This window comes from Allorhizobium ampelinum S4 (assembly GCF_000016285.1).
GTDB lineage: Bacteria > Pseudomonadota > Alphaproteobacteria > Rhizobiales > Rhizobiaceae > Allorhizobium > Allorhizobium ampelinum.
Genome location: NC_011988.1, coordinates 44318 through 70621 on the forward strand (window position 1 = coordinate 44318; position 26304 = coordinate 70621).

The following is a 26304-nucleotide window of genomic DNA, read 5'->3' on the forward strand; positions in this document are numbered from 1 at the left end:
GACAATGCATGCCATCTTGTCATTCAACCCAACAGATCAGAACGGATAGTGCTGGTTCGGATCTTCGATGGTGATCCAGCGCAGGTCGGTGAATTCGTTGATCGCCGCCTTGCCGCCGAACCGACCGAAACCGGAGCTTTTCACACCGCCAAACGGCATTTGCGCCTCATCGGCAACGGTCGGGCCGTTGATATGGCAAATGCCGGCTTCGATACGGGCCGCAATCGCCAGGGCGCGTTGGATATCGCGGCTGAAAATCGCCGAGGACAGGCCGTATTCGCTGTCATTGGCGATGCGGATGGCCTCTTCCTCGTCCTTGACCCGGATGACCGGCTTGACCGGGCCGAAGCTTTCCTCATCGAAACTGCGCATTCCTGATGTGACATGGTCGAGAAGCGTCGCTTCCACCACGCTGCCCGTGACCTTGCCGCCAGCCGCGAGGGTTGCGCCCTTGCCGACGGCATCGTCGATGAATTCCTGCATTTTGATGGCGGCCTGAGGATTAACCAGCGAGCCCAGCACGACATGGCCGCGCGGATCGCCAGCGGGAAGCGAGGCTGCCCGGGCGGCCAGCTTTGCCACGAATTCGTCGGCGACCTTTTCGTGGACAATCAACCGCTCCGTGGACATGCAGATCTGGCCCATGTTCATGTAGCAGCCAAACACCGCCGCATTGACGGCAGCGTCGATATCGGCATCTTCGAGCACCAGAAAGGGTGCTTTTCCGCCGAGTTCAAGCAGGGCGGGCTTCAGGTGGCGACCGCACAATTCGCCGATAATGCGTCCGACCTTGGTGGAACCGGTGAAATTGACGCGGCGAACTTCCGGTGCGCTGACCAGCGCCTCCACCACCTGGGCAGCATCTTCAGGCGCATTGGTGATGACATTGATGACGCCATCCGGCAGGCCAGCTTCGACCAGCACCTGGCCGATCAGGACGTGAACGCCGGGGCAGGCTTCGGATGCCTTCAGGATGACGCTGTTGCCGCAGGCAATTGCCATGGCAATGGCGCGTGTGCCCAAAATGATTGGTGCGTTCCAGGGCGCAATGCCAAGGCAGACGCCTGCTGCCTGGCGCACCGCCATGGACAATGTACCGGGCTTGTCGGAGGGGATGACTTCGCCCTGGATCTGGCTGGTCATGCTGGCGGCTTCCCGCAATACGCCAGCGGCAAGCATGGTGTTGAAGCCGGCCCAGGGACCGGTTGCACCCGTCTCCGTGATCATCAGCGCGGTGAAGTCTGCCGCCTTCGAGGCCATGATGTCGGCGGCTTTCAGCAGCAGCGCCCGCCTTTCGCCGGGGCCGGTGCGCGACCAGGCGGGAAAGGCCGCCTGGGCTGCGGCAACTGCTGCCTTGACATCGTCCAGGCTCGAGGCCGGGGCGCGGGAAGCAATCTCGCCATTGAATGGATCGATCCGGTCGAAGGTCTTGCCCGACAAGGCTCCGACTTTCTTGCCACCAATGATTTGCTGGATTTCGTGCATGTCTTCTTCCTCCACTTATATGCGACCCCTGTCGCAGTCTTTGTTGGTTCGGTTGCTGCATTATGCGGGAGTTGTGCGTTCAGATCGGATAATCTGCCGGGCCTGAGGCAAGGCTCACCCACCGCAATTCGGTAAATTCGTCCAGTGCCGCCACGCCGCCGAACCGGCCATAGCCGGAGGCCTTGACGCCTCCAAACGGCATGAGCGGATCGTCTGCCACGGTAGCGCTGTTGATATGGAGAATGCCGGTTTCCACCCGCCGTGCGACGTCGAGGGCGCGGTGCAGGTCGCGGCTGAATACTGCGCCGGATAAGCCGTACTCGCAATCATTGGCGGCGGTCACGGCCTCGTCGGCGTCTGTGACGCGAATAATCGACACGACCGGTCCGAAACTTTCTTCACGATAGAGCCGCATGCCGGGCAGGACATGATCGACAACAGTGGCATCCATCAACGTGTCGTGAACGCGCCCGCCTGCCAGAACATGCGCGCCCCTGGCAACGGCATCATCGATCATGCCTGCAATTCTCCGGCCGGACTCTACCGAGATCAATGAACCAAGCGGTGTCAGGCCAAGTGCCGGGTCGCCTGCCTTGACGGTTTTCGCTTTACTGATGAACAGCGACAGAAAATCATCGGCGATGGCATCGACCAGAATGATCCGCTCGGTGGACATGCAGATCTGACCCTGATTGAAAAACGCCCCGAAGGTTGCGGCGCGGGCGGCCTGTTCGAGGTCTGCATCATCAAGCACGATCAGCGGCGCTTTGCCGCCAAGTTCCAGCAGGCAGCGCTTTAAATGGCGGGCGGCGATTTGCGCAACGATCTTGCCGACCCGCGTTGAGCCGGTGAAATTCACCCGGCGAACAACGGGATGGGCAATCAGGGTTTCGACAATCGCCGCTGCATCGGCAGGCGCATTGGAGATGATATTCAAAACGCCATCGGGCAGACCGGCTTGCTGAAGCAGATCGCCCAGCAACCGCTGCGTGGCGGGCGCCAATTCCGAGCTTTTCAGGATCACGCAATTGCCGCAGGCCAGTGCCAAGGCAATCGAACGGACAGCAAGCAGGATTGGCGCATTCCAAGGCGAGATGGCGAGGCAGACGCCAGCCGGTTGGCGCAATGAAAAGGACGCTCCAACGATCAAATCATCCGGGCAAATCGATCCCGGCACATGCACGGCCATGGCGGCGGCGTCCTGGAAGATCTTTGCTCCATAGTCGATGTTGAAACGGCACCAATCACGGGTGGCTCCCGTTTCGGCCATCATTGTCCGGGTAAAAATCTCGGCGGCGTCGATCAGCAGGATGGCTGCTTGTTCCAGAATAGTCTTGCGCATGGCGCAAGGCGATGCTGACCAGCCAGGAAAGGCAGCAGCAGCAGCAAGTGCTGCGTTTTCGGCATCCGCAAGACTTGCGGCGGCGGCCACCGTGACGATTTGCGAGGTCAGGGGATTGGCTCTTGTAAAGACCCTGTCTCCTTGCGCGTTGACGGACTTTCCTCCGATCAGCAGGGAGGCTGCAAAAGGCGTGGGAGTGCCACTTGCCATATCCATCCAGTCCAGGCTGGAATTTCCAGGTGTTGCGGACCGTTCCATGGCCATATGCAATGCCTCCTCCCAAAGGCGTGTCCCCGACAGCGTTTTCACCATTGATCCGAAACCGCCTGTTTCAGGCTGTTTTTCTGGAATTCTTCATGGTGAGAAAATCCGTCAGACATGTATTGCGGGCAACTCTAACGATTTGCACAGAAAGAAGAATGTAGATATCTGGGTTGTTATTGTCGATTTCTGGTCAATTGCCGCAATTTGGAGACTGTCTCTATGGTGGAGGAATACGCGCTGATGCGGCGAGCCTGGGGCCAGAGCCTGGAGCCGACGCTTTCACAACGCATCATCGGTATTGGCAACCATCCCTATCGTTGGTTTACCCATCTGGTCTTCATTCGGCTGGGTACGGTCAGGCTTGGTGCCGGTGACACTGCGGGCGTGCTGCAAGGCCCGTGTCTCCTGCTGCTACCGTCTTCGGAACTGGTAAGGCTGCGCCTTTCTGCTGGCTCATGCGGCCATGTCATTGGCGCGGCCATGGATATTATCGGCGATGCCATCGGCGATTATCCGGAATCCAAGCCAATTAGACTGTTCATCACAACGACAACGATCATGACGGGACTGTTGCCGCAGCAGGCAAGCGCACTGGAACCGCACATGCGTGGCCTCATCGACGAATTGAACCGGGATGGACAACCTTCGCATATGGTGGTGTCAGCCTATTTACGGCTGCTGATCAATTGGGTCTGGCGCCACAATATGCCTCCCGGGCCAGCCGCATCGCTGTCTTCCGGGGGCGCTGCACCAATCCTGCATCAATTCCGGCAATTGGTGGAGGCGGACTATCGTCATCATCGGCCCGTTGCCGATTATGCCGCTCGCCTGGGGATCTCGACCGACCGTCTGCATGCGCTATGCCGAAAACATCTCGGCCGCGCGCCGATTGAGCTTGTGCATGAGCGGCTGGCGCAGGAGGGCCGTATCCGGCTGGAGCGTTCCGATAGTAGCGCACGCGACATTTCAGAAGCGCTGGGCTTTCGTGATCCGGCGCATTTCAGCCATTTTTTCAAACGGAAAACCGGTCTTTCCCCGGCAGCCTATCGGCGCATGGTCCGGCAATCATCAGTAAATCCCGGTCTTGGTACCAATATGGACTATCACGACTGGCCCTGATTTCAGCGGTGTTGGACGGCTTGCTTGTATTGCATCTGGAGAGCATTTCAGCGTTTAACGGAAACGCTGAAATGCGACACATGATATTGGTTCTATGTGTTTTATGGAAAAGTGGGCTCCGCCTTCCCTAGGGAACTTCAGCGCCCATGTTCCTTGCGCCAAGCCTCGTATTTCTGCTGATGTTCGTCCTTCGTGCAGGGATAAAGGCCGATAATCACCGCTCCGGCCTTGACCTGTTCAAGGACGAAATCCTCGTAGCTTTCCATATCGGTGCATTCGTCGGCCAATTCGTCCGCCAGGTGGGCGGGAATGACCATGACACCATCGCGGTCGCCAACAAGCACATCGCCAGGAAATACCGCGACATCGCCACAGGAGATCGGCACGTTGATATCGATGGCTTCATGCAGCGTCAGATTGGTCGGTGCCGATGGTTTTGCGTAATAGGCGGGCATGTCCAGGGCACCAATCCCGTCTGCATCGCGAAAGCCGCCATCGGAAACGACGCCCGCTGCACCTCGCAGCGCCAGACGGGTGATCAGGATCGAGCCTGCGGTGGCGGCACGGGCGTCCTTGCGCGCATCCATCACCAGCACATGGCCGGGAGGGCAGATTTCCATGGCGACACGCTGCGGATGCTTCTGGTCTCGGAACACGGTGATCGGGTTGCGGTCCTCGCGCGCCACGATATAGCGCAGCGTAAACGCCTGGCCGACCATGGTTTCGGCCTTTGGCGCCACCGGCACGACGCCTTGAATGAACTGGTTGCGCAGGCCGCGTTTAAACAGCGCGGTGGCAATCGATGCGGTCGAGATCTTCTTGTATTTGGCGCGGGTCGCGTCGCTCAGCACATAGTCTGTCATCGTAGGTCCTTTTTTGCTTAATAGATATCCGGCTCACCAGCCGATTTGCCGAAGCCGGTTTCAAGGAAATCGAAATCGCAGCCCTTGTCGGCCTGCGTCACATGGCGGGAGAACATCCAGCCATAGCCGCGTTGGAAATGCGGTTCCGGTGCCGTCCATGCGGCCTTGCGGCGGGCGAGTTCCGCGTCATCGACCAGCATGTCCAGACTGCGATTGGGAAGATCCAGCCGGACGATGTCGCCGGTCCGCAACAACGCCAGCGGCCCGCCGATATAGCTTTCCGGCGAGACATGCAGCACGCAGGCGCCGTAAGATGTGCCGGACATGCGGGCATCCGAGATCCGCAGCATGTCGCGATGGCCCTGTTTGATCAGCGCCTTGGGGATCGGCAGCATGCCCCATTCAGGAAAGCCCGGCCCCCCCAGCGGCCCGGCATTGCGCAACACCAGAACATGATCGGGGGTCACGTCGAGATGTTCGTCGTCGATGGCTTTCTTCATCTCGGGATAGCTGTCGAACACCAGTGCCGGGCCTTGGTGGACGTGAAATTTCGGATCGCAGGCCGCCGGTTTGATGACCGCGCCGGTAGGGCAGAGATTACCCCGCAACACGGCGAGCGAGCCTTGGTGATAGACCGGATTGGACAGCGGCCGGATGACGTCGTCGTTATAAACCTCTGCGCCCTCGAGATTTTCGCCCATGGTTTTCCCGGTGACGGTCATGGCTGAAAGGTCAAGCCGTTCTTCGAGCTGTTTCATCAAGGCGCGCAGGCCGCCCGCATAGAAAAAATCCTCCATCAGGTAATCCTTGCCGGACGGGCGGACATTGGCGATCAACGGTGTGACGCGGCCCAGCGCGTCGAGGTCATCGAGGGTGAGATCGACACCGGCCCGGCGGGCCATGGCAATCAGGTGAACGACGGCGTTGGTGGAACAGCCGGTGGCCATGGCGACGATAGCGGCGTTGCGGCAGGCGGCGTCGGTGATGATCTGGTCCGGTGTCAGGTCTTCCCAGACCATCTCGACGATGCGGCGGCCACAGGAGGCCGACATGCGCTGGTGATTGGCATCGACCGCGGGGATTGAGGACGCACCCGGCAGGGTGAGGCCCATAGCATCGGCGATTGCCGTCATGGTCGAGGCCGTACCCATGGTCATGCAGGTGCCGGCTGAACGGGCGATGCCGCCCTGAATACCAAGCCATTCCGCGTCTGAAATATGACCGGCGCGCCGCTCGTCCCAATATTTCCAGGCATCCGAACCGGAACCCAGGATCTTGCCGGCATAATTGCCGCGCAGCATCGGCCCGGCTGGCAGGTAAATCATCGGCACACCAACCGAGATCGCACCCATCACCAGACCGGGCGTGGTTTTGTCGCAACCGCCCATCAGCACCACGCCGTCGAGCGGATGCGAGCGGATCATTTCCTCCGTCTCCATCGCCAGCATGTTGCGGTAGAGCATGGAGGTTGGCTTGGTGAAGCTTTCATCGACGGACAGCGAGGGCATCTGGACCGGAAAGCCACCGGCCTGGGTGACGCCGCGCTTCACGTCCTGCACCCTCTCCTTGAAATGGGCGTGACAGGTGTTGAGTTCGGACCAGGTGTCGAGGATGCCGATCACCGGCTTGTCGCGGAAATCCTCTTCCGCGTAGCCGAGCTGCATCATGCGGGACCGGTGACCGAAACTGCGCAGATCGTCGGGGGCGAACCAGCGGGCGCTACGCAGCGTTTCAGGCGTTTTCTTGCTTGTCATGGAACTGACCTTCTGCGGGGGCGACAGTGGAATGCGGCACGCGCTATTCCTTCATGCCCCATTTCTGGATTGTGTGGCGCTCGATCGTCTGGAAGACTAGGTTTTCGACGATCAGGCCGATAATGATGACGGTCAGCAGGCCTGCAAACACTGCGGGTATATCCAGCAGGTTGCGGTTTTCGAAGATGAACCAGCCAAGACCGCCCTGTCCCGAGGAAACGCCGAACACCAGTTCGGCAGCAATCAGCGTGCGCCAGGCAAAGGCCCAGCCGATTTTCAGGCCGGTGAGGATCGAAGGAAAGGCCGCCGGAACCAGGATGCGCAGCACATAGGAAATGCCGGTTAGTCCGTAATTGGCGCCGACCATGCGCAAGGTGCGCGATACGCCAAGAAAGCCGGAATGCGTGTTGAGTGCCACGGCCCACAGGACCGAGTGAACCAGAACGAAGACCAGGCTGGAGGCGCCGAGCCCAAACCAGATCAACGCCAAAGGCAGCAGCGAAATGGCGGGCAGCGGGTTGAACATCGCTGTCATGGTTTCCAGAAAATCGGTGCCAATGCGGGTGTTGATGGCAAGCACTGTCAGCAGCGCGGCAAGCACGGTGCCGACAGTATAGCCCATGAACAGGACTTGCAGCGTCGTCCAGATGCGAGCGGGCAGGGTGCCGTCGGCAAAGCGGTCGGTCAGCGTCACCAATGTGTCGCTCAAGGTGGGAAACAGCAGCGGATTGTCGAGAAAGGAGGCATAGACCTGCCAGATGATTGCCAGAACCACGATCAACAGCGTCTTGCGCAAGGCACTGATGCCCCACAGCGTTTCAAAGACGCTCAGTTTCTGTTCGACCGGCTTGATATTGTCATAGGGCTTGGCTGCTGCGACATCGGCGGCAAGGATGATGTTGGGGGACAGCATGGTTCTATTCCTTGTGACCGGGTTCGTTGGAGAACAGCAGGTTGTGGATATCGCGCTCCAAAGCTGCGGCACTGCCATCCGCCTGGCTCACCTTGTCGACATCGACGACCTCGGCCTTCACGCGCCCCGGATGCGGTGACAGCAGCAGGATGCGGTTGGAAATCTTGATCGCTTCAGCAATCGAATGGGTGACGAAGATCACGGTGAATTTGGTGTCTTCCCAAAGCTGAAGCAATTCGTCCTGCATCTGCCGTCGGGTCAGGGCGTCCAGTGCGGCGAAAGGCTCGTCCATCAACAGGATATCCGGCTGCATGGCCATGCCGCGGGCAATCGCCACGCGCTGCTTCATGCCGCCCGACAGCGTATGAGGGTAGCTGTTGACGGCCCGGGTCAGCTTGACCTTGTCGATATAATGGCGGGCCAGTGCCTCGGCTTCGGGCCTGGGCATTTTACGGGCGACGAGAAGCGGGAACATCACGTTTTCCAGCACGGTCTTCCAGGGCATCAGCTGGTCGAACTCCTGGAACACCATCATCCTGTCCGGTCCGGGGGCTTTCACTTGGCGGCCATTGATATGGATCGTGCCGGATACTGGGGTCATATAGCCGCCAACGGCTTTCAGCAGCGTCGACTTCCCACAGCCGGATGGGCCGAGCAGCACGAAGCGGTCGGATTCCCGCACATCGAAACTGACATCCTCAGTGGCGGTAATCAGCAGATTGGGCGTTTTGTAACGCAGCGTAACGCGATCAACGGAAAGAAGCGGCGCTTTTTCGGGGGCCGGCGCGAGGCGCACGGCGGCAGCAGTTGCCTGCATCATGATAGTCACTCCCTACAGTCTGTCAGATCTTTACTGAACCGGGCAGGCTCTCGATCTCTGTGGTGTCGGTTGTCTTTCGGGAAGGTTGAACTCAACGTCTTTCTGCATATCCAAGGCCCGGGAAACTCAATGCCTCACAAGCCTAAGGAAAGTGCAGCGGCAGGCGATGCCGCTGCATGGCGCGGCGCGGCTCAATTCCCGTTAAGATAGGCGCTTTCGGGCAGATAATAGTCGGTCCAGGCCTTCGGCATGGATTTGAGTGTGCCGACTTTATGGAGATGTTCGGCAAATTTCATCGTGCCTTGCGGATCGGTGCGCCACTCGTCCATGCCCGGTTCCTTCATCATGACCATCAGGTCATCAAGGCTGGTCTTGTCACCGGACACGGTTTTGTAAGCTTCAAGTGCAGCCTTCGGATCTTTCTTGATAAAAGTGATTGCTTCTTCCGTTGCGACCCGCAATGCCTTGACCAGTTTCGGGTTTGCCTCCGCAAAACTGGTGGTGGTGAAGAAGGTCGCTTGGGTCAGTGCTCCCCCGATGATTTCGCGAGAATCCGTGACTTTATGCACGCCCGGCTGCTTCAACTCGACATATTGGAAGGGCGGCGCGGAAAAGTGGTTCTTGACCTCATGTTGCGAATTGGCGATCGCCGCCAGCGCATCGGGATGGCCAAGCTGCACGGTGTTCTTGTCGAATTTCTTGACCTGATCGTCGCCATACAGCTTGGCTGCCGCCATTTGCAACAGGATCGCCTGGGTGGAGACGCCGACAGTCGGCACGGCGATCTTGTCGCCATCCTGGATATCCTTCAGCGTCTTGATGCGCGGGTCGTTGGACACCATAATCACCGGCTGGGCAGAACTGGTGATGATCCCCTTCACCTTGCCGCGGGTGCGATCCCATAGAAGCAGAAGATTGCCGGTACCGGTATTGACGACGTCGACATTGCCGGCCAGCAGCGCATCGGTCTGCGCGCCGCCACCGCTAAAGGTGCGCCACTCGACGGTAATGCCTTGAAGACCTTCGGCTGCTGCTTGTTTTTCGATAAGTTTCTGCGTCTCCATCACATGGCTTGCGAGGTAAAGAATCCCAGGCTGGCGGGTGATGGACAGGGTGGTTTTCTCCTCTGCCTGGCTTGGACAGGCCAATCCCAAAGCAAGGGCAATGGCGGTCACTCCGCCGATAAAGAAACGCATGATTTTCCTCCCAAGGATGCAGATTTAACGCTTTGCAGCCGGAAACAGGATCGCTTCATCATGCTCGCCCTTTGTTGCGCATCAGATGTTCCGAAAGCCGGTTCCCATTTTTCAATTCGATGTTCGACAGTCGCCGCTCTCTCCCAAAGCGGACAAATGCATTGAAGCACTAAAACATCAGTGCATCAACCCCGAATATGTGCTCTAATGGTTTTAACGGCGACATGAATGGATGGATGCATGAACGGAACGATCAGGGGCGGACAGTTGGACCGCTCGCGACAGGTGGCATTGCAGGTTCATGAAATCCTGCGCGACAGGATTCTGAAGGTGCAATTGGTGCCGGGCACGATCTTGTCGCGTGCCTCATTGCAACTGGAATTCGGAGTGAGCCAGACACCGGTGCGCGATGCGCTGATGCGCTTGCAGGAAGAGGATATTGTCGAAGTCTATCCGCAATATGCAACGGTCGTTGCCAAGATCGATATCGATCACGCCAGACAGGCGCAGTTCCTTCGGCTATCGATCGAACTCGAAGCGGTCCGGCGCCTGACTGAGGAGGCGCCGGGCGAGACCGCCAAGGAATTGGGCGCCATCCTGGCCCGTCAAAAAGAGGTGGCCACACAAGAGACCTATGACACTTTTGATGGCATAGACCGCGAGTTTCACCGTAAACTTTATGAGAAGAGCGGCATTCTACAGCTATGGGCAAATGTGCGACGACAAAGCGTCCATCTCGACCGGCTGCGGCGTCTCAACCTGCCAATGCCCGGCAAGATGCAGACCGTACTCGATGATCATGAAGCGATTGTCGCAGCCATTGCATCCGGCAATCCCGAGGCTGCGGCCTCGGCGCTCAGAAAACACCTGTCGGGTACGCTTTCGATCATCGATCTCATCAGCGCGGAATACCCGGATTATATTCGCAAGTGAACGTTGAGCTGTATTCGTCTCAGTCGTTTGCCACCGTCCAGCCGGTGCTTTACGCTTGGTTGGGCGCTCGACGTCGTCGCTGACCTTTTTGCCGATCCTGAGAAAATACCCTCGTCGCCTCTACAGCGTCGCTTGTGCGTTTTATAAAACGCACAAGCGACGCTGGAACGCTTTCAATCTCCTGCATTTCGCGATCTGTACCCTGATTGACCGGAGCCGACCGCCCTGATGTCTGCGGCGACGATATGCAATCTATAGGCGTTAAATTTGAAGCCTCAGCTCATTGTTACATGGTATTTGTAACCTCTCGTGACTTTTGCAGGCGGTGGCAAAAGCCCATTAGTCAGGCATTAAAACAGGCGACAGCGTTGTTCGGTGAGGATTGAGAAGAACGCATGTCGTCATGCAGGGAGAGAGTCTATGAATTTGGCATCTGCGCCTCGGCATGAGGAAAGCGCCCGGCAACCCTACGCTGCTGTGTCTGTTGGCCCAAGCGAGGCAGGACAGATCATGCGCGACAAAGTGCTGGCGCTGGTGCCTTTGATCCGACGCGAAGCCGAAGCCGGTGAGAAATTGGGTGCAATGACGCCTGCGGTCGTCAATGCGCTGAATGAGGTCGGATTTTTCAAAATCACCTTGCCACGCGAATATGGTGGTTATGGATTTGGCGCCCGTGACATTGCCGAGGTTGTCGGCGCAGCGGCAACCGGTGATGGATCGACAGCATGGTCAGGCTTTGTCTCGGTTGGCCTCAGAAACGCATTTGTTTTTGATGAGCAAACTGTTTCCGAGTTGATGGCGGATGCTGGCTCCTGGGTGGGGCCTCTCATGGTTGGCGCATCGGTATTTTCGCAGGTTGTCGGCGATGCACGACTGGTCGATGGCGGTTTTATGGTCCGCGGCAAGTGGAGCTTCGGCAGCGGGTGCAAACACGCGAAATGGGCCTTTGTCGGAATCCAGTGGGAAGAGGGGGGCGTTCCCCATCGGGGAATCGCCCTGCTTTCCCGTGACCAGTATGAAATTGTCGACGATTGGCACGTCATGGGTCTTCAGGGTACGTCGAGCAATAGTATCACCGCGCTTGATGAAGTGTTCGTACCCACGCGCCGCACGATGGCTTCTGCCGAAATGCCGATCCGCCTCGCGAAAATCCGCAACCGGTTTGAGGGGGTCGGCTACCAGACCGGTGCCTTTGGAATGATGTTGACAGTGACAATTTCCAACGTGGCGATCACGCTTGGTATGGCAAAAGGGTGTTTGCAGGAATTTTCCCAACAGGCGAATGCCCGCAAACCGTTCAACCTTCCTTATGACACGGTTGCGGAAACGCCTTCGACCCAGGTTGTTGCCGGACGGGTGAACGCAATGATCAATGCAGCGGAAACACTGATCCATGGTGTGGCCGATGAGGTGGACAGGCGTGCAGCTTCCGGTCTCGATTTCGAGCCGCGTGAAGAGGCTTTGAATACCATGAACTTGGTATTCGCTGCCCGCCTGTGCGCCGATGCGATCGATATGATGCAAATCTGCCTCGGTTCTTCGACGGTCACATTGAAGAATCCTATTCAGCGGTTTGCGCGTGACGCACGGGTTCTTATCTCGCACGGGGCTATCCGTCAGGATCCGGCCGCCGAAATCGCGGGTCGGCACGTGCTTGGCCTGCCGCCCTTCAAGATGTTCGCGGGCGGTCTTCCACAAAAATAACGGCGAGTCTCTGTCAGGTTCAGAGTGAACCAAAAAAGCTCTCGCTTCTGTTGTTTTCATTTGTCTTTCGGGAAAACGGCTTTCCAATTTCCGAAGGCAAAATCTAGAAACGCTGCGCATCGGCTGATCGTGGCGCAGTGCTGTGTCAACAGTCCAAGGAGAATACTCAGTTGTCCATTTCTTCAAATAATCGCTCTTCGGATTACGATATCGATCCGATTTTCCTGGATCGCTGGTCTCCTCGGGCGCTTGATCCCCAGGCAATGTCAGAGGAAGATCTGATGACGATTTTGGAGGCGGCTCGTTGGGCGCCGTCTTCATTCAATGCCCAGCCCTGGAGATTCATTTACGCGCAGCGCGATACGCCGGAATGGCAGAATATTTTCGGTCTGCTCGCGCCGATGAACCAGGCGTGGGCATCGCGTGCTTCGGTATTGGTGGTGATTATTTCCGCAAATACAGCCATCATGCCGATGCAGACCGAGCCAGTTCCCTCTTACAGCCATTCCTTCGACGCCGGCGCTGCCTGGGCCTATCTTGCACTGCAAGCAACGCGCCTCGGCTGGTATGCGCATGGCATGGCTGGGTTCGACGTTCCACGCAGCTACGAAGTGCTTGGGGTCCCGGAGAGCTTTCGGGTTGAAGCCGTCATCGCGATCGGGAGGATCGGGGACAAGAGCTTGTTGCCGCCGCCCCTGCAGGAGCGCGAGCAGCCAAACGGGCGCCGTCCGCTCCAGGAGTCGGCTATGAAAGGACGTTTCATCGGCTGAAAGGTTTGCCTCTCTGTCGAGTGACATATGCGCAGCAGCACCAAGCATTGGTGAGCTGCTGCGCATTTAAATTTTTTACCAATCCACCCTCAAATGACATCGATTGGGGTATGCTATGAGCGAAGATCGCGCCGCTGCCAACAAACGCCTGGTGCTCGACTTCTTCCGCTGTGTCTTCGAGGCGCGTAACCCGGATGCCGCGCGCGATTTCGTTACCGAGGATTATATCCAGCACACCGACCAACTTCCGAGTGGCCTAGCCGCTCTGGAAGCGTTTGTTCGCACCATTTTTCCTGACGGCCCGGTACCGACGCCCCCACAACTCCAACATCCGCCGGAATTTATCGTCGCGGAAGGCGACATGGTGGTTCTTTCCGCCGTCATGCCTCAGCCCGATCCCGAGCACCCGGGTGAGATGTGTCTGCGGTATGTTTTCAACGCGTTCCGCATCTCCAATGGAAAGCTCGCCGAGCATTGGGGAAGCGCCGGTAAGGTGTATCGATCCGCGTAACGCCTCTATCCTATCGTTTCTACCAGTTGGTCACGATGCACTGGTTTCTCACTGGGGGCACGTTACATCGTCGTGCGTTTTGTAAAACGTACGGCGATGTAACACTTTAAATCTGCTACATAATTTTCTCCTTAAATCGATTCCGATCTAAGGAATTATGCAGTGGCATGTCTGCTCATGGCGTATAGATTTCCTATCTCGCGTATAAAAAACAACATATATGTGTCTTGCAATCGGCAGGATTTTATAGCAGTAATTTCCCTGCATCGGACTCGTTTTGACGAGTGGCTTCTCCGGGCGCCTATCCCCCGGCCACAGTTAACTCACGAACGTCATTTTTGGCGTGATGAGCTATCCGTTGATTAAACCCATGAAAATGAAAATTTCTTGATATCTGTTGGGATCGATAGCCGTCTCCACACAGCGGCTTGATCATGTCTAACGTTATCAGTCTGCACTGATCAGCCCGTATATGGGTTTTCAGTTCGATGACGCATGTTTTCAGGGTACGACGACGCATTTCAGGATATTGAATGTCTTCGTTTTTCACTCGTTTCATGTCCCACCACATCAAGGTGGGCAACCTCATTGTTATCTCCTGCGATGGTCAACATACGCGTATCGGAGACGAAAGCGGCAAGCCGATCGTTATCCGTTTCGCAGACCGTGCAACCCAGCGGTCCATTATGTTCAATCCCGAGCTTGCGCTTGGCGAAGCGTTTATGGATGGCAAGTTGGGCATTGAGCAAGGCACCATCTATGAACTGCTTGAACTGGTATTTCAGAACACGGGCGTGGATCGCCTGACGGGCATCGCTCGATTTATGCGGCGTTTCACACGCTTGAAACGGCGTATTCAGCAGTATAATCCGGTCGGGCGATCAAAGCGCAACGTGGCGCATCATTACGACCTTGATGGCTCGCTCTATCGGTTATTTCTCGATTCCGACAGTCAGTATTCCTGTGCTTATTTCGAGGGGCGGGGCAGTTCGCTGGAAGAAGCACAGCTTGCCAAAAAACGGCATCTGGCTGCCAAGCTGCTGATCGAGCCGGAGCATCGTGTTCTTGATATCGGATCAGGATGGGGTGGACTTGGGCTCTATCTGTCCGAGATGACCCAGGCGGACGTCACCGGCGTTACGTTGTCGCAACATCAGCATGCAATTTCGAATGGTCGTGCCAAGGACATTGCATCCTCGCGTCGGCCTCGATTTTTGCTGCAAGATTATCGGGATATCAAGCAACAATTCGACCGGATTGTTTCCGTCGGCATGTTCGAACATGTCGGGATTGGTCATTTCGATGAATTTTTTGCAAAAATACGGGCTTTGCTCAAGCCTGACGGGTTGATGCTGCTGCATTCCATCGGCGTGTTCGATGGGCCCTCTCATACCAATCCCTGGATACAGAAATACATCTTTCCAGGCGGCTACATTCCATCTCTTTCAGAAGTGCTGGCGGCAATCGAACGGCAGGGGCTGGTGGTCTGCGATATCGAGATATTGCGCCTTCACTATGCCGAGACCTTGAAAGCTTGGCGCGAGCGGTTCCTAGCCCGGCGGGACGAAGCGGTGGCTCTTTATGACGAGCGGTTCGCCCGCATGTGGGAATTCTATCTGGCGTCATCGGAGACCGCATTTCGGTATCAGGGGATGATGGTTTTTCAAATTCAGCTGGCGCGCGATCAGTCCGCGGCTCCTCTGCGGCGCGATTATATTCATGCCGCCGAAAGCCGCCTGCGGGAGCTGGAGATCTGCAAGCCCGTTCCCTTAAGCCGTGTCGCCGAATAGGCGCGGGCATTCATCCATTCATCGTTACACCTGCAGGGCATTCAGCGCTCTGCTCAAGATTGGCCGAAATATATGGCGGTCAGGAGAAATATCATTGTCTAGCAATAGTTTACATCAAGCTCGAACAGAGTGGTTCGGTAATATCAAAGGGGATGCGCTGGCCGGCGTCGTCGTGGCCCTGGCGCTTATTCCAGAAGCCATCGCCTTTTCCATCATCGCTGGCGTCGACCCCAAGGTTGGCCTTTATGCATCCTTCTCCATTTCGGTGCTGATCGCGTTCGTGGGTGGCAGGCCCGGGATGATTTCTGCCGCCACCGCCGCCACCGCCGTGTTGATGATCACGCTGGCCAAAACCCATGGCGTGGAATATCTGCTGGCCGCCACCATATTGGCCGGCATCATCCAGATTGTTGCCGGTCTGCTGAAACTCGGCCGCCTGATGCGTTTCGTGTCCAAGTCGGTCATGACGGGCTTTGTCAATGCATTGGCAATATTGATCTTTATGGCGCAGCTGCCGGAGCTGATCCATGTCCCCGCACCGACCTATGTGCTGGTGGCGGCGGGTTTGGCGATCATATATCTATTTCCTTATGTGACGAAGGCCATTCCGTCGCCTCTCGTCTGTATTGTCGTGTTGACGGCGATTTCGATCTATTTCGGATTGGACATCCGAACTGTCGGCGACATGGGTGAGTTGCCCTCGACATTGCCGGTCCTGCTCCTTCCCAATATCCCTCTCAATATTGAAACGTTTCTGATCATTCTGCCCTATTCTGCCGCCGTCGCCGTTGTTGGCCTGCTTGAAACGCTGATGACAGCTGCGATTGTCGATGAATTGACGGATACGCCGAGCAACAAGAACCGCGAATGTATCGGCCAGGGAATTGCCAATACGATAACCGGGTTTTTTGGGGGCATGGCAGGCTGCGCGATGATCGGCCAGTCGATGATCAATGTGAAATCCGGGGGGCGCGGCAGATTGTCGAGTTTGTGCGCCGGTGTTTTCCTGCTGTTCATGATTCTCGTGCTTGGGCAATGGGTGCGTCAAATTCCCATGGCCGCTCTTGTGGCGATCATGATCATGGTTTCCATCGGCACCTTTTCCTGGTCATCGATCCGCAATTTGAAGGATCACCCGCGCTCGTCCTCTTTCGTGATGATCGCCACGGTGATCGGCGTCGTCGCCACCCATAATCTGGCCGTCGGTGTCCTGGTCGGCGTGCTGTTGTCAGCCGTTTTCTTTGCCTGGAAAATCGCCCAGATATTCCAGATAACCTCGATCCTCTCACCGGATGGCAAAACGCGCACTTATAAGGTCGAAGGTCAAATCTTCTTCGCCTCCGTCGAGGATTTCAACCAGGCATTCGAATTCAAGGAAGCGCTGGAAAACGTCATCATCGATGTATCCCGCGCCCATATCTGGGACATATCCAGTGTCGCGGCATTGGATATGATCGTGCTGAAATTCCGCAGAGAGGGAGCCGAGGTTTCTATCCTCGGACTGAACCGGGCAAGCGAGACAATCGTTGACAAGCTCGCAATTCACGACAAGCCCGGCGCCATGGAACGCCTTATGGGCCATTGAGGGAGACAATCATGATCAAGATCATAGGACTGATAGACGGTTCGATATATGCCCAGAGCGTCTGCGATCATATCGCATGGATTGCCGGCCGATCCGAGGTGTCCGTGGACATTCTGCATGTGATTGGCCGTCGCGACCTTTCCACGGAGCCGGTCAATCTCAGCGGTAATATCGGCTTGGGCGCCCGAACGGCGCTTCTGGCGGAACTGGCGGAACTGGACGCGCAAAAAGCAAGAACGGCTCAACACCGTGGACGGCTTTTGCTGGAAGAGGCAAAGGCGCGTCTTCAAGCCGTGGGCATCAATAGCGTCAACACTATGCTGCGCAATGGCGATCTGGCTGAAACCCTGCAAGAGTTGGAGGAAAGCGCCGACCTGATCGTGATCGGCAAGCGTGGTGAAGGCGCCGATTTTGCGCAATTGCACCTTGGCTCAAACCTCGAACGGGTGGTTCGCTCCAGTCACAAGATGATCGCCATCGCATCACGTGCCTTCAAGCCGATCCGTAAAGTGCTGATCGCCTATGATGGCGGCGCGACGGCGATGAAAGCGGTTGACTATATATCAGGGAATCCGATGTTTGCCGGGCTCTCTATCAAACTGGTAACGGTGGGGGACGATACGCCGGAAGCCCGTCAAGCCCTTGTTGAAGGTAAGCGTAGGTTTACGGATGCGGATGTGCCGGTTGAGACCGCCATTGTTGCAGGGCAACCGGATAAGGCGATTTCTGACATTGTCGAGCGTGAGGAATGCGACCTGCTCATAATGGGCGCCTATAGCCATTCCAGGCTGCGCGCACTTTTCCTAGGGTCAACGACAACGGAAATGATCCGGGCCTGCAAAGTGCCTGTGTTGATTTTCCGCTGATCTCGAAGCGAACACTCTTTTCTGTGCGTTTTTTAAAACGCACAGCGCTGTAATGTAACATGCAGGAACTCTGGCTAGCGCCATTGTCCTTGTTTGAAAGTCCAGAATGATCAAAAACTATTGGGAATTTTCCAGCCGCAATTGGCAGCATCTGACATTTGGCGCAATGCTTCTGGCCATTTCGAGTTTCGGCCAAACCTATTTCATTTCGATCTCAGGGGCGCATTTTCGAGACGCTTTTCGTTTAAGTGACGGTGGCTTGGGGACTGTCTATGCAATAGGCACGTTTTTAAGCGCCTTGACACTCACCTGGGCCGGGCGCCTGATCGACTACACAACGGTAAGAGCGTTCAGTTGGGCGGTGGCCGTTCTGCTGGCTTGCGCATGTGGATTGGTGTCGTTCAGCCCCAATGTCTATGTGCTCCTACTTGCGTTCTACCTCCTGCGCCTGGGCGGCCAGGGCTTGATGGTTCATACGGCGCTGACTGCAACAGCCCGCACGTTTCCAGCAGATGCGGGTAAAGCGCTCGGCATTATCGCTCTGGGCATGTCTGTCGCGCAGGCTACTTTTCCACTGGCCGGAGTGACGATGAACGACACGTTCGGTTGGCGTGCATCCTGGGCTATCAACGCGCTCTTTGTCATCGCCGCTGTCGGCGTAGCACTCACGGTCTTGCCAAGGGCGGGCGATCGGCCTTTGCGTCAGCGCAGGCCTAAAGGACAGGCCTCAACCGAGCCCAGGCGGACATCCTTGTTGCTCGACCGACGGCTCCTCATGACCCTGCCAGCTGTTCTGGCAAGCCCCTTCATCGTTACAGGCTTCTTCTTCCATCAAGGCCGCCTGGCGGAGCAGAAGCACTGGGACATCACATGGCTCGCTGCCGGATTTGTGGTCTTTGCCATTGTACAGGCGGTCTCCGTCGTGGTGATTGGTCCGGTTATCGACCGTTTTGGAACGAAGCGAATTCTGCCTTATTTTCTCTTGCCACAAGCCATTGGAATGCTTGCATTGGGATTGCTTTCCTCGTCATGGGTTGCGCTGGTCTATATGGTTCTAATGGGCATATCCTCCGCCTTCGGGTCCACGCTTGCCACCGCGCTTTGGGTCGAACTTTTTGGAGCCAATGAGCTGGCACGCGTGCGCTCTGCGGTCGAAGCCGGATCTGTTATAGCAAGCGGTGCTTCACCTGTGATCATGGGATTGCTGATTGATGCCGGCTTTCCTTTGTCATGGCAGGCGCTGGCGTGCTGTGCATACACAGTGTTGGCCTCCATTATCGCAATCGGTGTGCAGCGTGTGAAAGTCTGATCGAACGGGTTTTTATATCGTCGACCACTGCGTCAGCGAAGACCTTGGTGGAGCGCGCCATGAGATCGGCATAGTTCAATTACCCCATTGGCAGCATGACTGCTTCCTGCGGTCGATGTGTTTTAGGGTGCTCACACGGCCCTGTTGCCGACATCCCGGGCCTAATGTGCCAGCTCCATCTGATGTTGAATTCTTGAAAAGCGGCTGTCATCCCGAATGGGATCGAAAACGGCATTTGCCAGAAACAGCCCTGGTGTGCCTCTTCGTGTCACCGCCAGCTCCAAAGCGCTAATGGCTTCATCGCGAGCGCCTAGTCCGAGATGGATCATCGCCTCCGCATGCACAGCTTGGCCTCGCAGATTTGGTGACTGCTTCACCCTGGAAAGAAGACGATCCGCCTCTGATCTTTCGCCTGAAAGCCCATAGGCTAGTCCTAGCAGCCCACAGGCCGTGGCATCTTCGGTCATGATGCGTGAGGCGGCAGTAAATTCTTCGATAGCGCTATCAATCTGACCCATGTTGAGCTTGGCTTCTCCATAGGTAAGCCGTAACTTAACAAATCCGGGTTCGGCATCAAGGGCGTCGCGTGCGACTTTCGCTGCCTCCCTGAAACGGCGGGCTGCATTCAGCGTTAGCGCATAAACATTGGCCACCATGGGGGAATAAGGATCGAGATTGATCGCTTCCTCCGCTATTTGCAGCGCAGAAACGATCTGTCCACTTTGCAGATAGGTCAACGCAAGCAATATGTAGGGCGAAGGGTCGAGCGGGGTGATGGCAATGGCCTGGCGGCATGCGCCTTCGGTCTGTGGCCAGTCATAGGCGTAGCTCGACGCCCAACCCAAGATCAGCCAGACGTCGCTGAGGTTGCCATTCAGCGACAAAGCGCTGTGGGCAGAGGCGGCCAGCTTGGGCATCACCCTGGATATCGAGCCCGGCGCAAGCGATAAAAACTGTCCTAAAGCGCCAATAAGCCTCCGGTGAGACAATTGATCCAAGGGGTCGTCGGAGATGATTTGTTCATAGCGCAAGACGGCGGCGCGCAGCTCGATCAACCGCTCACGCCGGTTGATGTGGGAACCGCGCAGAAGCTGGTCAAGAAACCGGTTCTCGTTCTCGTCAGAATGGCATGGTATGTTCACCGCCTGACCCAGGATGTTGCGTGACAGCGAATCTGAAACCATTTCGCCGATGGCATTGGCTATCAAGGTGGGAGAGGGTTTCGCGGTATTGCGTGAGAAAGAAAAGGTTTTACTTCCTTGAACCAAGCCATCCAGATCGACCATTGTCGTCACGATCCTGATCCATTGCTCATCGGAGCGAATGGCGCACCGTAACTCCAGCTCTGATCTACTCGCTCCGCCAGGAAGAACCGGGACTATCGAAGAAAGCTTGAAAAGGCTGCTGGCAATCTCTTCGGGTAGCCGTCGCGCCAAGTGCTGTTCGTTCCCGCCGGCATCGGGTTCGCAGTCCATATGAATGCCAATCCGGCGCGGAAAATCTTTTATATCCGCCGCGGGCAAGGATGGCTGCGAGGAGAAGATTGGCACGAGTGAGCGGGGCATGAACGCCACCCTCACGACATCGAAGCGTCCCTCATGTTCGTAATAGCTTTGCAATCTGTTGCGAAGACGCCAGGCTTCGGTCCGGACACATGTATCGATCCGCGGATCGAAATGCTCATCTTTGCCGAATACGTCCTGAGCGATCGCATGTTCGCCAATGGCATTCGCGCGACCCGCGAGCGCCTCCTCGACAAGATACTGTAGCAACTGTCGGGAGCGCTTTGCCGTTGCGAATGTATTGCCGTTGCAGAGTTGATCCAGCGCGTCGCGTATCTGTCCCGGTGTCGGGCTTGCCAATTCTGTGTCTGCCGTGCCCACACTTGGCGCAGCGTCATGAGATGATACGCAGATGATCGAAGTCGCACTCGTATTGTTTTCCACCCGGTCTCCTCCCCGTGCTTGTCTGCGAATATACTGCTCCCAATCATTCGATAGGCTGATTAAACCTCCCACGGCCTTTGATGTCGGATGCTACAGACTTTCTGCATTTGGTTGAAACGCAGAAATTCTCTAAATCTTTGTTTTTATAAATTTCTAGATGTAAAGCCGCGCGCCACTTTTCCTCGAAATGCTCCAGTGGTCCCACTTCAACATTTGATTCCGTTTGCGCGCACTCCAGATTGCCACATTTGGCCTAGCAAATGTCAAGTCCATTCGACGAGAACGACATGATCATCTTTTTGATAATACAGTTGTCGCCTTGTGGAAAGCCCGGTGGACAGCAAGCACGATTTGTGGATGCCGGTCGATTATTGATGCTGTTAGAAACCCAGGCCTGAATTTTATCGTCTGATTGGATAGAGATAGAGCGGGGGTAGGTTTACGACCTTGGTGTCGCTGTCTTTCGGTCCGATGCCATCGAAGAAGATGCTGACGATGAGGCCGATATGGGCTGCGAGGATTTCGTCCGAGGGCCGGAAGTTTGCGACGAGGATGTCGAACTGAGTTCCCGGTGCTGTCATGCGCACCAGCAATGTGGCATAGCGTTCAGGATCTTCAACGACATAGCCGCGGGTGGCGGCAACTTTCACGATGAGCGACGCAATGATGCGGATCACGTCAGGCATATCTGACTGGACCTGATCAGACATGGCTTGCAGTTCGCTGCGTCTGTCGATTTCTGCAATGAGAACCCGGAAATAGGCGGTCAGCTCGGGGGCGGATGCGGCTTTGACGACCTCAAGCAGCACGCTTGTCAGTTGCTCCAGGGGATCTGCGACGGATCGACTTTCCACAACGCTGCCGAGGTCCAGCGCGAAATCGGAAGCGGCATGTGTCATGACGGCATGAAATAATTCAAGCTTGTCGGAAAAATGCGCATAGACAGTCGTCTTTGAAACGCCGGCCTTGGCGGCCACCGCATCCATAGAGGTTCTCTCATATCCATTGGCCAAAAGTAGATCGACGGCAGCGGCCATGATCAACTCTCGTTTTGATCTAGAATTCTTGTTTCGTGGATGAGGCATACCTCAGCTCCTACATGAGCGCAGCAGTCCATTCAAGGCCCCAAGGGAGGCATGTCACAGGCACGGCGCGTGGTCTCTGTCCAAAAAGAGGGGCAATCAAGGGCTTAGTTTCTTAACCTTCCTTCACAAAAGCGCAATCTCCGAGGCTTTGAAAAAAATCAATTGACACAACTGTACTGTACCGTTTAGAACAGTAGCACGTCTTGGAAATATGGAGGTAATTCAAGGATGTCCGCTCTTTCTAGTGACTTGTCGCTTATGCCCGGCCTGCCGCCCGCGCCCAGTGGGCAGCCCGCTCCAGGCATGCCACCCATGCCCGGTTTGCCGCCTATGTCTGGCCTTCCCCCAATGCCGCCTGCAGTGCCTTCAGCGCCTGTCGAGTCGAAATGGTTGACCGATAAGGGTCGTGATATCCGCGATAAGGCCCGGGCGCTTATTCCCCTTATTCGGGAGCAGGCGCGCGAAGGCGAGAAGATTGGCGCCTTGACGCCGGATGTTCTCAAGGCGCTCAGCGATATCGGTATCTACAAGATGGCCATGCCTGCTGAATGGGGCGGATATGCCCTTGGTGCGCGGGATCTGGTCGAGATTATCGCCACGCTGGGTGAGGCGGATGGATCGGCTGGCTGGGCTGGTTTCGTCGCCGTTGGAGTGAAGAACCTGCTGGCCCTTGATGGCGAGGTTGTCGGAGAAGTTCTTGAAGATACCCGAGGTTGGGCTGGCCCTACCGTTGTCGGTGCGTCCGTTTTTGCGACAAAAGTCGGAGAAGGTCGCAAAGTCGAAGGTGGCTGGATGGTCAAGGGTCGCTGGGCTTTCGGTAGCGGATGCAAGCACGCCAAATGGGCGATGCTGGGCATAGAATATGATCCGAAGGTTGCTGGTGGTACCGGGCGCGGCGTTGTTGTCGTTGACCGTTCGAAATATGAGATTTTGGACGACTGGCACGTCATGGGCTTGTCTGGCAGTGCCAGCAACAGCCTTGCCATCAAGGAAGAAGTCTTTGTGCCCGATCGTCGGTTTCTCGATCTGAGCCAATACCCTCTGCGCTTCCAGCAATTGCATACGCGATACCAGGGCTTTGGATATCAGCAGCGCGGGCTTGCCAATCTGGCGACCGTATCCTTGTGTGATATGTCGATTGCGCTCGGTATGGCGCGTGGGGCACTTTCGTGTTTCGCGGAGCAGGCCAAGAAGCGTCCGCCTTTTTCACTCCCGTATCCGACAATCTCGGACATGGCGTCGGCGCAAGTTGCTGCCGGCAAGGCACTTGCCATGATCAAGGTCGCCCAGGCGACAATCGAGAGCTACGCAGATCAGGTCGATGCCAGGACAGCGGAGGGCCAAGACTTTACACATGACGAGGACTCAGAGATCAGTTTGACCCTCGCTTACGTTGCAAGCCTTTGCGAAGACGCCATTAACCTGTTGCAGAAGACGTTGGGTTCATCGACGATGTCGCTCAACAACCCTATCCAACGCTTTGTTCGCGACGTTCGTGTGCTGGCATCCCACGGCGCCGTACGGCTTGATCCGCAAGCGGAGGTGAATGGTCGGCGCCTCCTGGGCATCACACCTTTCCCAATGTTTGCCGGTGCCGTGCCAGAACGCGTTAATCTGGAAGGCAAGGGGTTGTAAGTTTATGAGCGATTTCACGATTATTGACGGTGTCGCCCATATCCACGAGCCTAAGCTTTACGAAACCTGGCTGGACAGGGAGGATTATATTGCGGCCGTGTCGGCATCGCCGTCACCGGAAGTTGCTGCAAAAAAGCGCCTTCTTGTCGATTTCCAGGTCGACCTCGCCAAGATGGTGCGTGCCAATGCGGTTGAAGAGAATGTCGTCGATGTCATGACGAAATATGTCGATAACGACTATATTCAACATGATCCGAATGCGAACGGTAATGGATTGGCCAATCTGATTGAATATTTCAAAAAAGTGCCAGTGGGTAGAGGTCCAGCGCCTCCGGTGGTCAGCGTCGTCGTCGAGGGGGAGTTGGGATGCGTGATGATGAAGCATCCGATGCCTGATCCCACCGCCCCAGGGCAAACCTACGACTGGTATATTCTCACCGTTTTTCGGGTACGGAATGGAAAGCTGCGTGAGCATTGGAGTGCCTTCCAGAAGATGGCAGCACCCATGATACCGCAAAAGCCGCCACACTAAAGTCTGTCAGGTTCATGCTGAGCCAGGCAGCCGTTTGAGCTCTTTGTTAGAGATTGTCTTTTAGAGAAGACGGTTGCCAGTTTCCCCTGGCAACCTCTGTTGAGTGTTGAGCGTAATAAGACGCGCAAACTCATTTCAGAATGCATAAGCCCTGCATAAATTTGCACCACGGTTTCGATTCCAGCAATTGTGCAGGGTGCGTTCTAGACTGATGAAATCAGCAGGCTCGCATACTCTCGTGAACACATGTCGCGAGTGTGTTTAATCGACCCCATTTGCGCTACGGCCAATGTCTGTTTGACCTTGAGCCATTCCCACGTCGGCCAATGCCGGCTCGGATGTGCTTGCCGGCTGAGCGGCCCGATGGGTGGGCGGATAATCTCTTACTGATAGGAAACAGACAGCCGCAATCGTTGACAATAAAACCAGCGCCGAGCCCCGTCTTTGGAGGAGGGATCGCCAGGCGTCTGCATTTAAAAAGGGGCATATGTTCCATGGAACAGGCGCAAATTTCTACTATTTCACCTTTCGAGGGAAATACGCTAAGAGCATATTTCAAAAGTTTGGTTGGTGCGCCCAGGAAAGCCAGGATGGCTTTGATTGGATGCCTGATCTTGATGGTTATTAGTCCTGCCGGTCTTTCGGCTATGACACCTTTTGTGATCGCAGCTTTCTCAGCGGAGACCCATCGTGCTCAGGCCGATGCGCTGCTGATTTTTGTGGCGCTGCCGTTGCTGCTCTCCCCCCTGATCCTGCCGCTCGCCGGCGCATGGGTAGATCGGTGGGGTGCAAGAGCCGTTGCTATTCCCGCAGTCATTTTATACGCCGTGACAACCGCGATGATCCCGCTGGTCAGCGGAACGATCTGGATCTTGACCCCCATGATCATCCTGGCCGCATTATTCGGCTTCATGTCCAGCCTTGCGGTGATTTTCAAAATCATCACATGCTGGTTTCCGGAGCATCGGGGGATCGGATTTGCACTGGTTGGGGTGCTTTCAAGCTTCGCCAATGCGCTCTTTTCTCCCTTGTTCCAGTGGTTGATTTATGGAGCGACGAACAGTGATGGGTCGGCTTCGGGCCTCCACCAACTGGGCGGCATCGGTTGGAGCGGCTCCTACTTCGTCGTCGCAGGAACCATCGCTATTCTTGGCATTCCCTCAGCGCTCTTTCTCATCTCGGAACCCGCCAAGCCGTCTGCTGCCAAGCGCCTTCCCATGCCTGGGCCCCACTTGAATATGGAGAATGCAGCCGGAATACCTCTCAAGATGGCGATCAGGACCAAGACCTGGATATTCATCACGCTTTTTCTGGCGATCACCGCTGCAGGCCCGATGACTGTCCGACAAAACTCCGTCGATTTCTTTCAGCAGCGTGGCTTTGATCTGAACGACATCGCATTTTCGCAATCTGTTTTGTTCGTGGCCTCGGTCGTCGGTCTTTTTCTCGGCGGCATGATCCTTGATCGCAGTCGACGCCCTTGGGTGATCGCGCCCCTGCTCGCGATGGTTCCGATTGGCCTAACCATAGCCTATTTCAACCACGGTTCGGTTTTCCTGCTCTATGTGGCAATGAGCTCTCTCGGATTTGCGACGGGTGCGGAGTCTGCGCTCGGCCCATTCCTCGTTGCCCGTTATTTCGGACCCAAAGCTTTTGCTCAAATTCAAGGTTTGACACTGGCAATCTGCTCACTGTCCTTCGGCTTGACGCCATTCCTTACCAGCGCAATGGCGACTGCAGCTGGAAGCTATTTCGTCCCGTTTGCCATCCTGACCGGGCTGACAATGGTTGCCGTCGCGCTGGGAGCCCTTTTACCCAATTACCCACCAGAATGGCCGACCGGGGCGGAAGTCTCTGGAAAGTAAACCAGGGTCAGGGGAAG

The 26304-nt window shown here is 56.3% G+C and carries 21 protein-coding genes and 1 other annotated feature; of the genes, 12 read left to right on the top strand and 9 right to left on the bottom strand.

Annotated elements, in window-relative coordinates:
- Positions 1–36: 36 nt before the first annotated feature.
- Positions 37–1485, bottom strand: coding sequence for an aldehyde dehydrogenase (locus tag AVI_RS17610; RefSeq protein ID WP_012653487.1), 1449 nt, complete (start codon positions 1483–1485; stop codon positions 37–39).
- A gap of 79 nt (positions 1486–1564) precedes the next feature.
- Positions 1565–3037, bottom strand: a complete 1473-nt coding sequence (locus AVI_RS17615; protein WP_041698753.1) for an aldehyde dehydrogenase — start codon at positions 3035–3037, stop codon at positions 1565–1567.
- A gap of 273 nt (positions 3038–3310) precedes the next feature.
- Here AVI_RS17615 and AVI_RS17620 point away from each other — a divergent pair, with 273 nt between their 5' ends.
- Positions 3311–4210: a helix-turn-helix transcriptional regulator gene (locus AVI_RS17620; protein WP_012653489.1), complete on the top strand. Its 900-nt coding sequence runs from the start codon at positions 3311–3313 to the stop codon at positions 4208–4210.
- A gap of 137 nt (positions 4211–4347) precedes the next feature.
- On the opposite strand, the gene AVI_RS17625 is transcribed toward AVI_RS17620, so the two are convergent.
- From AVI_RS17625 to AVI_RS17645, 5 genes are all read right to left on the bottom strand, one after another.
- Positions 4348–5073, bottom strand: coding sequence for a ribonuclease activity regulator RraA (locus AVI_RS17625; protein WP_012653490.1), 726 nt, complete (start codon positions 5071–5073; stop codon positions 4348–4350).
- Positions 5074–5090: 17 nt separating this feature from the next.
- Complete coding sequence (gene araD / locus AVI_RS17630) at positions 5091–6827, bottom strand: L-arabinonate dehydratase (RefSeq protein WP_012653491.1); 1737 nt, start codon at positions 6825–6827, stop codon at positions 5091–5093.
- Positions 6828–6870: 43 nt separating this feature from the next.
- The gene (locus tag AVI_RS17635; RefSeq protein ID WP_012653492.1) at positions 6871–7740 is read right to left on the bottom strand and encodes an ABC transporter permease; all 870 of its coding nucleotides are present in this window, start codon (positions 7738–7740) and stop codon (positions 6871–6873) included.
- 4 nt (positions 7741–7744) lie between these two features.
- Positions 7745–8560, bottom strand: coding sequence for an ABC transporter ATP-binding protein (locus AVI_RS17640; RefSeq protein ID WP_012653493.1), 816 nt, complete (start codon positions 8558–8560; stop codon positions 7745–7747).
- Between the two features lie 191 nt (positions 8561–8751).
- Positions 8752–9756 (bottom strand): ABC transporter substrate-binding protein, encoded by a 1005-nt coding sequence (locus AVI_RS17645; RefSeq protein WP_041698411.1) that lies wholly within the window; start codon positions 9754–9756, stop codon positions 8752–8754.
- Positions 9757–9984: 228 nt separating this feature from the next.
- Between AVI_RS17645 and AVI_RS17650 the strand changes: the two genes are divergently transcribed.
- From AVI_RS17650 to AVI_RS17685, 8 genes are all read left to right on the top strand, one after another.
- Positions 9985–10689, top strand: coding sequence for a GntR family transcriptional regulator (locus tag AVI_RS17650; RefSeq protein WP_012653495.1), 705 nt, complete (start codon positions 9985–9987; stop codon positions 10687–10689).
- Positions 10690–11109: 420 nt separating this feature from the next.
- Positions 11110–12393 carry an acyl-CoA dehydrogenase family protein gene (locus tag AVI_RS17655; RefSeq protein WP_012653496.1) on the top strand — a complete coding sequence of 428 codons (1284 nt, stop codon included), beginning with the start codon at positions 11110–11112 and terminating at the stop codon, positions 12391–12393.
- 170 nt (positions 12394–12563) lie between these two features.
- Positions 12564–13163 (top strand): nitroreductase family protein, encoded by a 600-nt coding sequence (locus tag AVI_RS17660; RefSeq protein WP_012653497.1) that lies wholly within the window; start codon positions 12564–12566, stop codon positions 13161–13163.
- 115 nt (positions 13164–13278) lie between these two features.
- A complete protein-coding gene (locus AVI_RS17665) occupies positions 13279–13674 on the top strand; it encodes a nuclear transport factor 2 family protein (protein ID WP_012653498.1) in 396 nt (131 codons plus the stop codon).
- Between the two features lie 265 nt (positions 13675–13939).
- Positions 13940–13992: a sequence feature (sul1 is cis-regulatory element that is thought to sense ions involved in sulfur or methionine metabolism; They are found in Alphaproteobacteria), on the top strand.
- 215 nt (positions 13993–14207) lie between these two features.
- Entirely contained in the window at positions 14208–15464 is a 1257-nt protein-coding gene (locus AVI_RS17670) for an SAM-dependent methyltransferase (RefSeq protein WP_041698414.1), read from the top strand.
- A 94-nt stretch (positions 15465–15558) separates the two neighbouring features.
- Positions 15559–17049 carry a SulP family inorganic anion transporter gene (locus AVI_RS17675; protein ID WP_012653500.1) on the top strand — a complete coding sequence of 497 codons (1491 nt, stop codon included), beginning with the start codon at positions 15559–15561 and terminating at the stop codon, positions 17047–17049.
- Positions 17050–17060: 11 nt separating this feature from the next.
- Positions 17061–17915, top strand: coding sequence for a universal stress protein (locus AVI_RS17680; RefSeq protein WP_012653501.1), 855 nt, complete (start codon positions 17061–17063; stop codon positions 17913–17915).
- A gap of 106 nt (positions 17916–18021) precedes the next feature.
- On the top strand, positions 18022–19224 hold the full coding sequence (locus AVI_RS17685; protein ID WP_012653502.1) for an MFS transporter: 1203 nt from the start codon (positions 18022–18024) through the stop codon (positions 19222–19224).
- A gap of 161 nt (positions 19225–19385) precedes the next feature.
- Here AVI_RS17685 and AVI_RS17690 read toward each other — a convergent pair whose 3' ends face one another.
- Positions 19386–20510 carry a tetratricopeptide repeat protein gene (locus AVI_RS17690; protein ID WP_187152396.1) on the bottom strand — a complete coding sequence of 375 codons (1125 nt, stop codon included), beginning with the start codon at positions 20508–20510 and terminating at the stop codon, positions 19386–19388.
- A gap of 1061 nt (positions 20511–21571) precedes the next feature.
- Positions 21572–22207 carry a TetR/AcrR family transcriptional regulator gene (locus AVI_RS17695; RefSeq protein ID WP_139191577.1) on the bottom strand — a complete coding sequence of 212 codons (636 nt, stop codon included), beginning with the start codon at positions 22205–22207 and terminating at the stop codon, positions 21572–21574.
- A 438-nt stretch (positions 22208–22645) separates the two neighbouring features.
- Here AVI_RS17695 and AVI_RS17700 point away from each other — a divergent pair, with 438 nt between their 5' ends.
- From AVI_RS17700 to AVI_RS17710, 3 genes are all read left to right on the top strand, one after another.
- A complete protein-coding gene (locus AVI_RS17700; protein ID WP_197522873.1) occupies positions 22646–23890 on the top strand; it encodes an acyl-CoA dehydrogenase family protein in 1245 nt (414 codons plus the stop codon).
- Positions 23891–23894: 4 nt separating this feature from the next.
- Positions 23895–24422 (top strand): nuclear transport factor 2 family protein, encoded by a 528-nt coding sequence (locus AVI_RS17705; protein ID WP_012653506.1) that lies wholly within the window; start codon positions 23895–23897, stop codon positions 24420–24422.
- A 494-nt stretch (positions 24423–24916) separates the two neighbouring features.
- Positions 24917–26287, top strand: coding sequence for an MFS transporter (locus AVI_RS17710; protein ID WP_041698415.1), 1371 nt, complete (start codon positions 24917–24919; stop codon positions 26285–26287).
- The last annotated feature ends 17 nt before the right edge of the window (positions 26288–26304 follow it).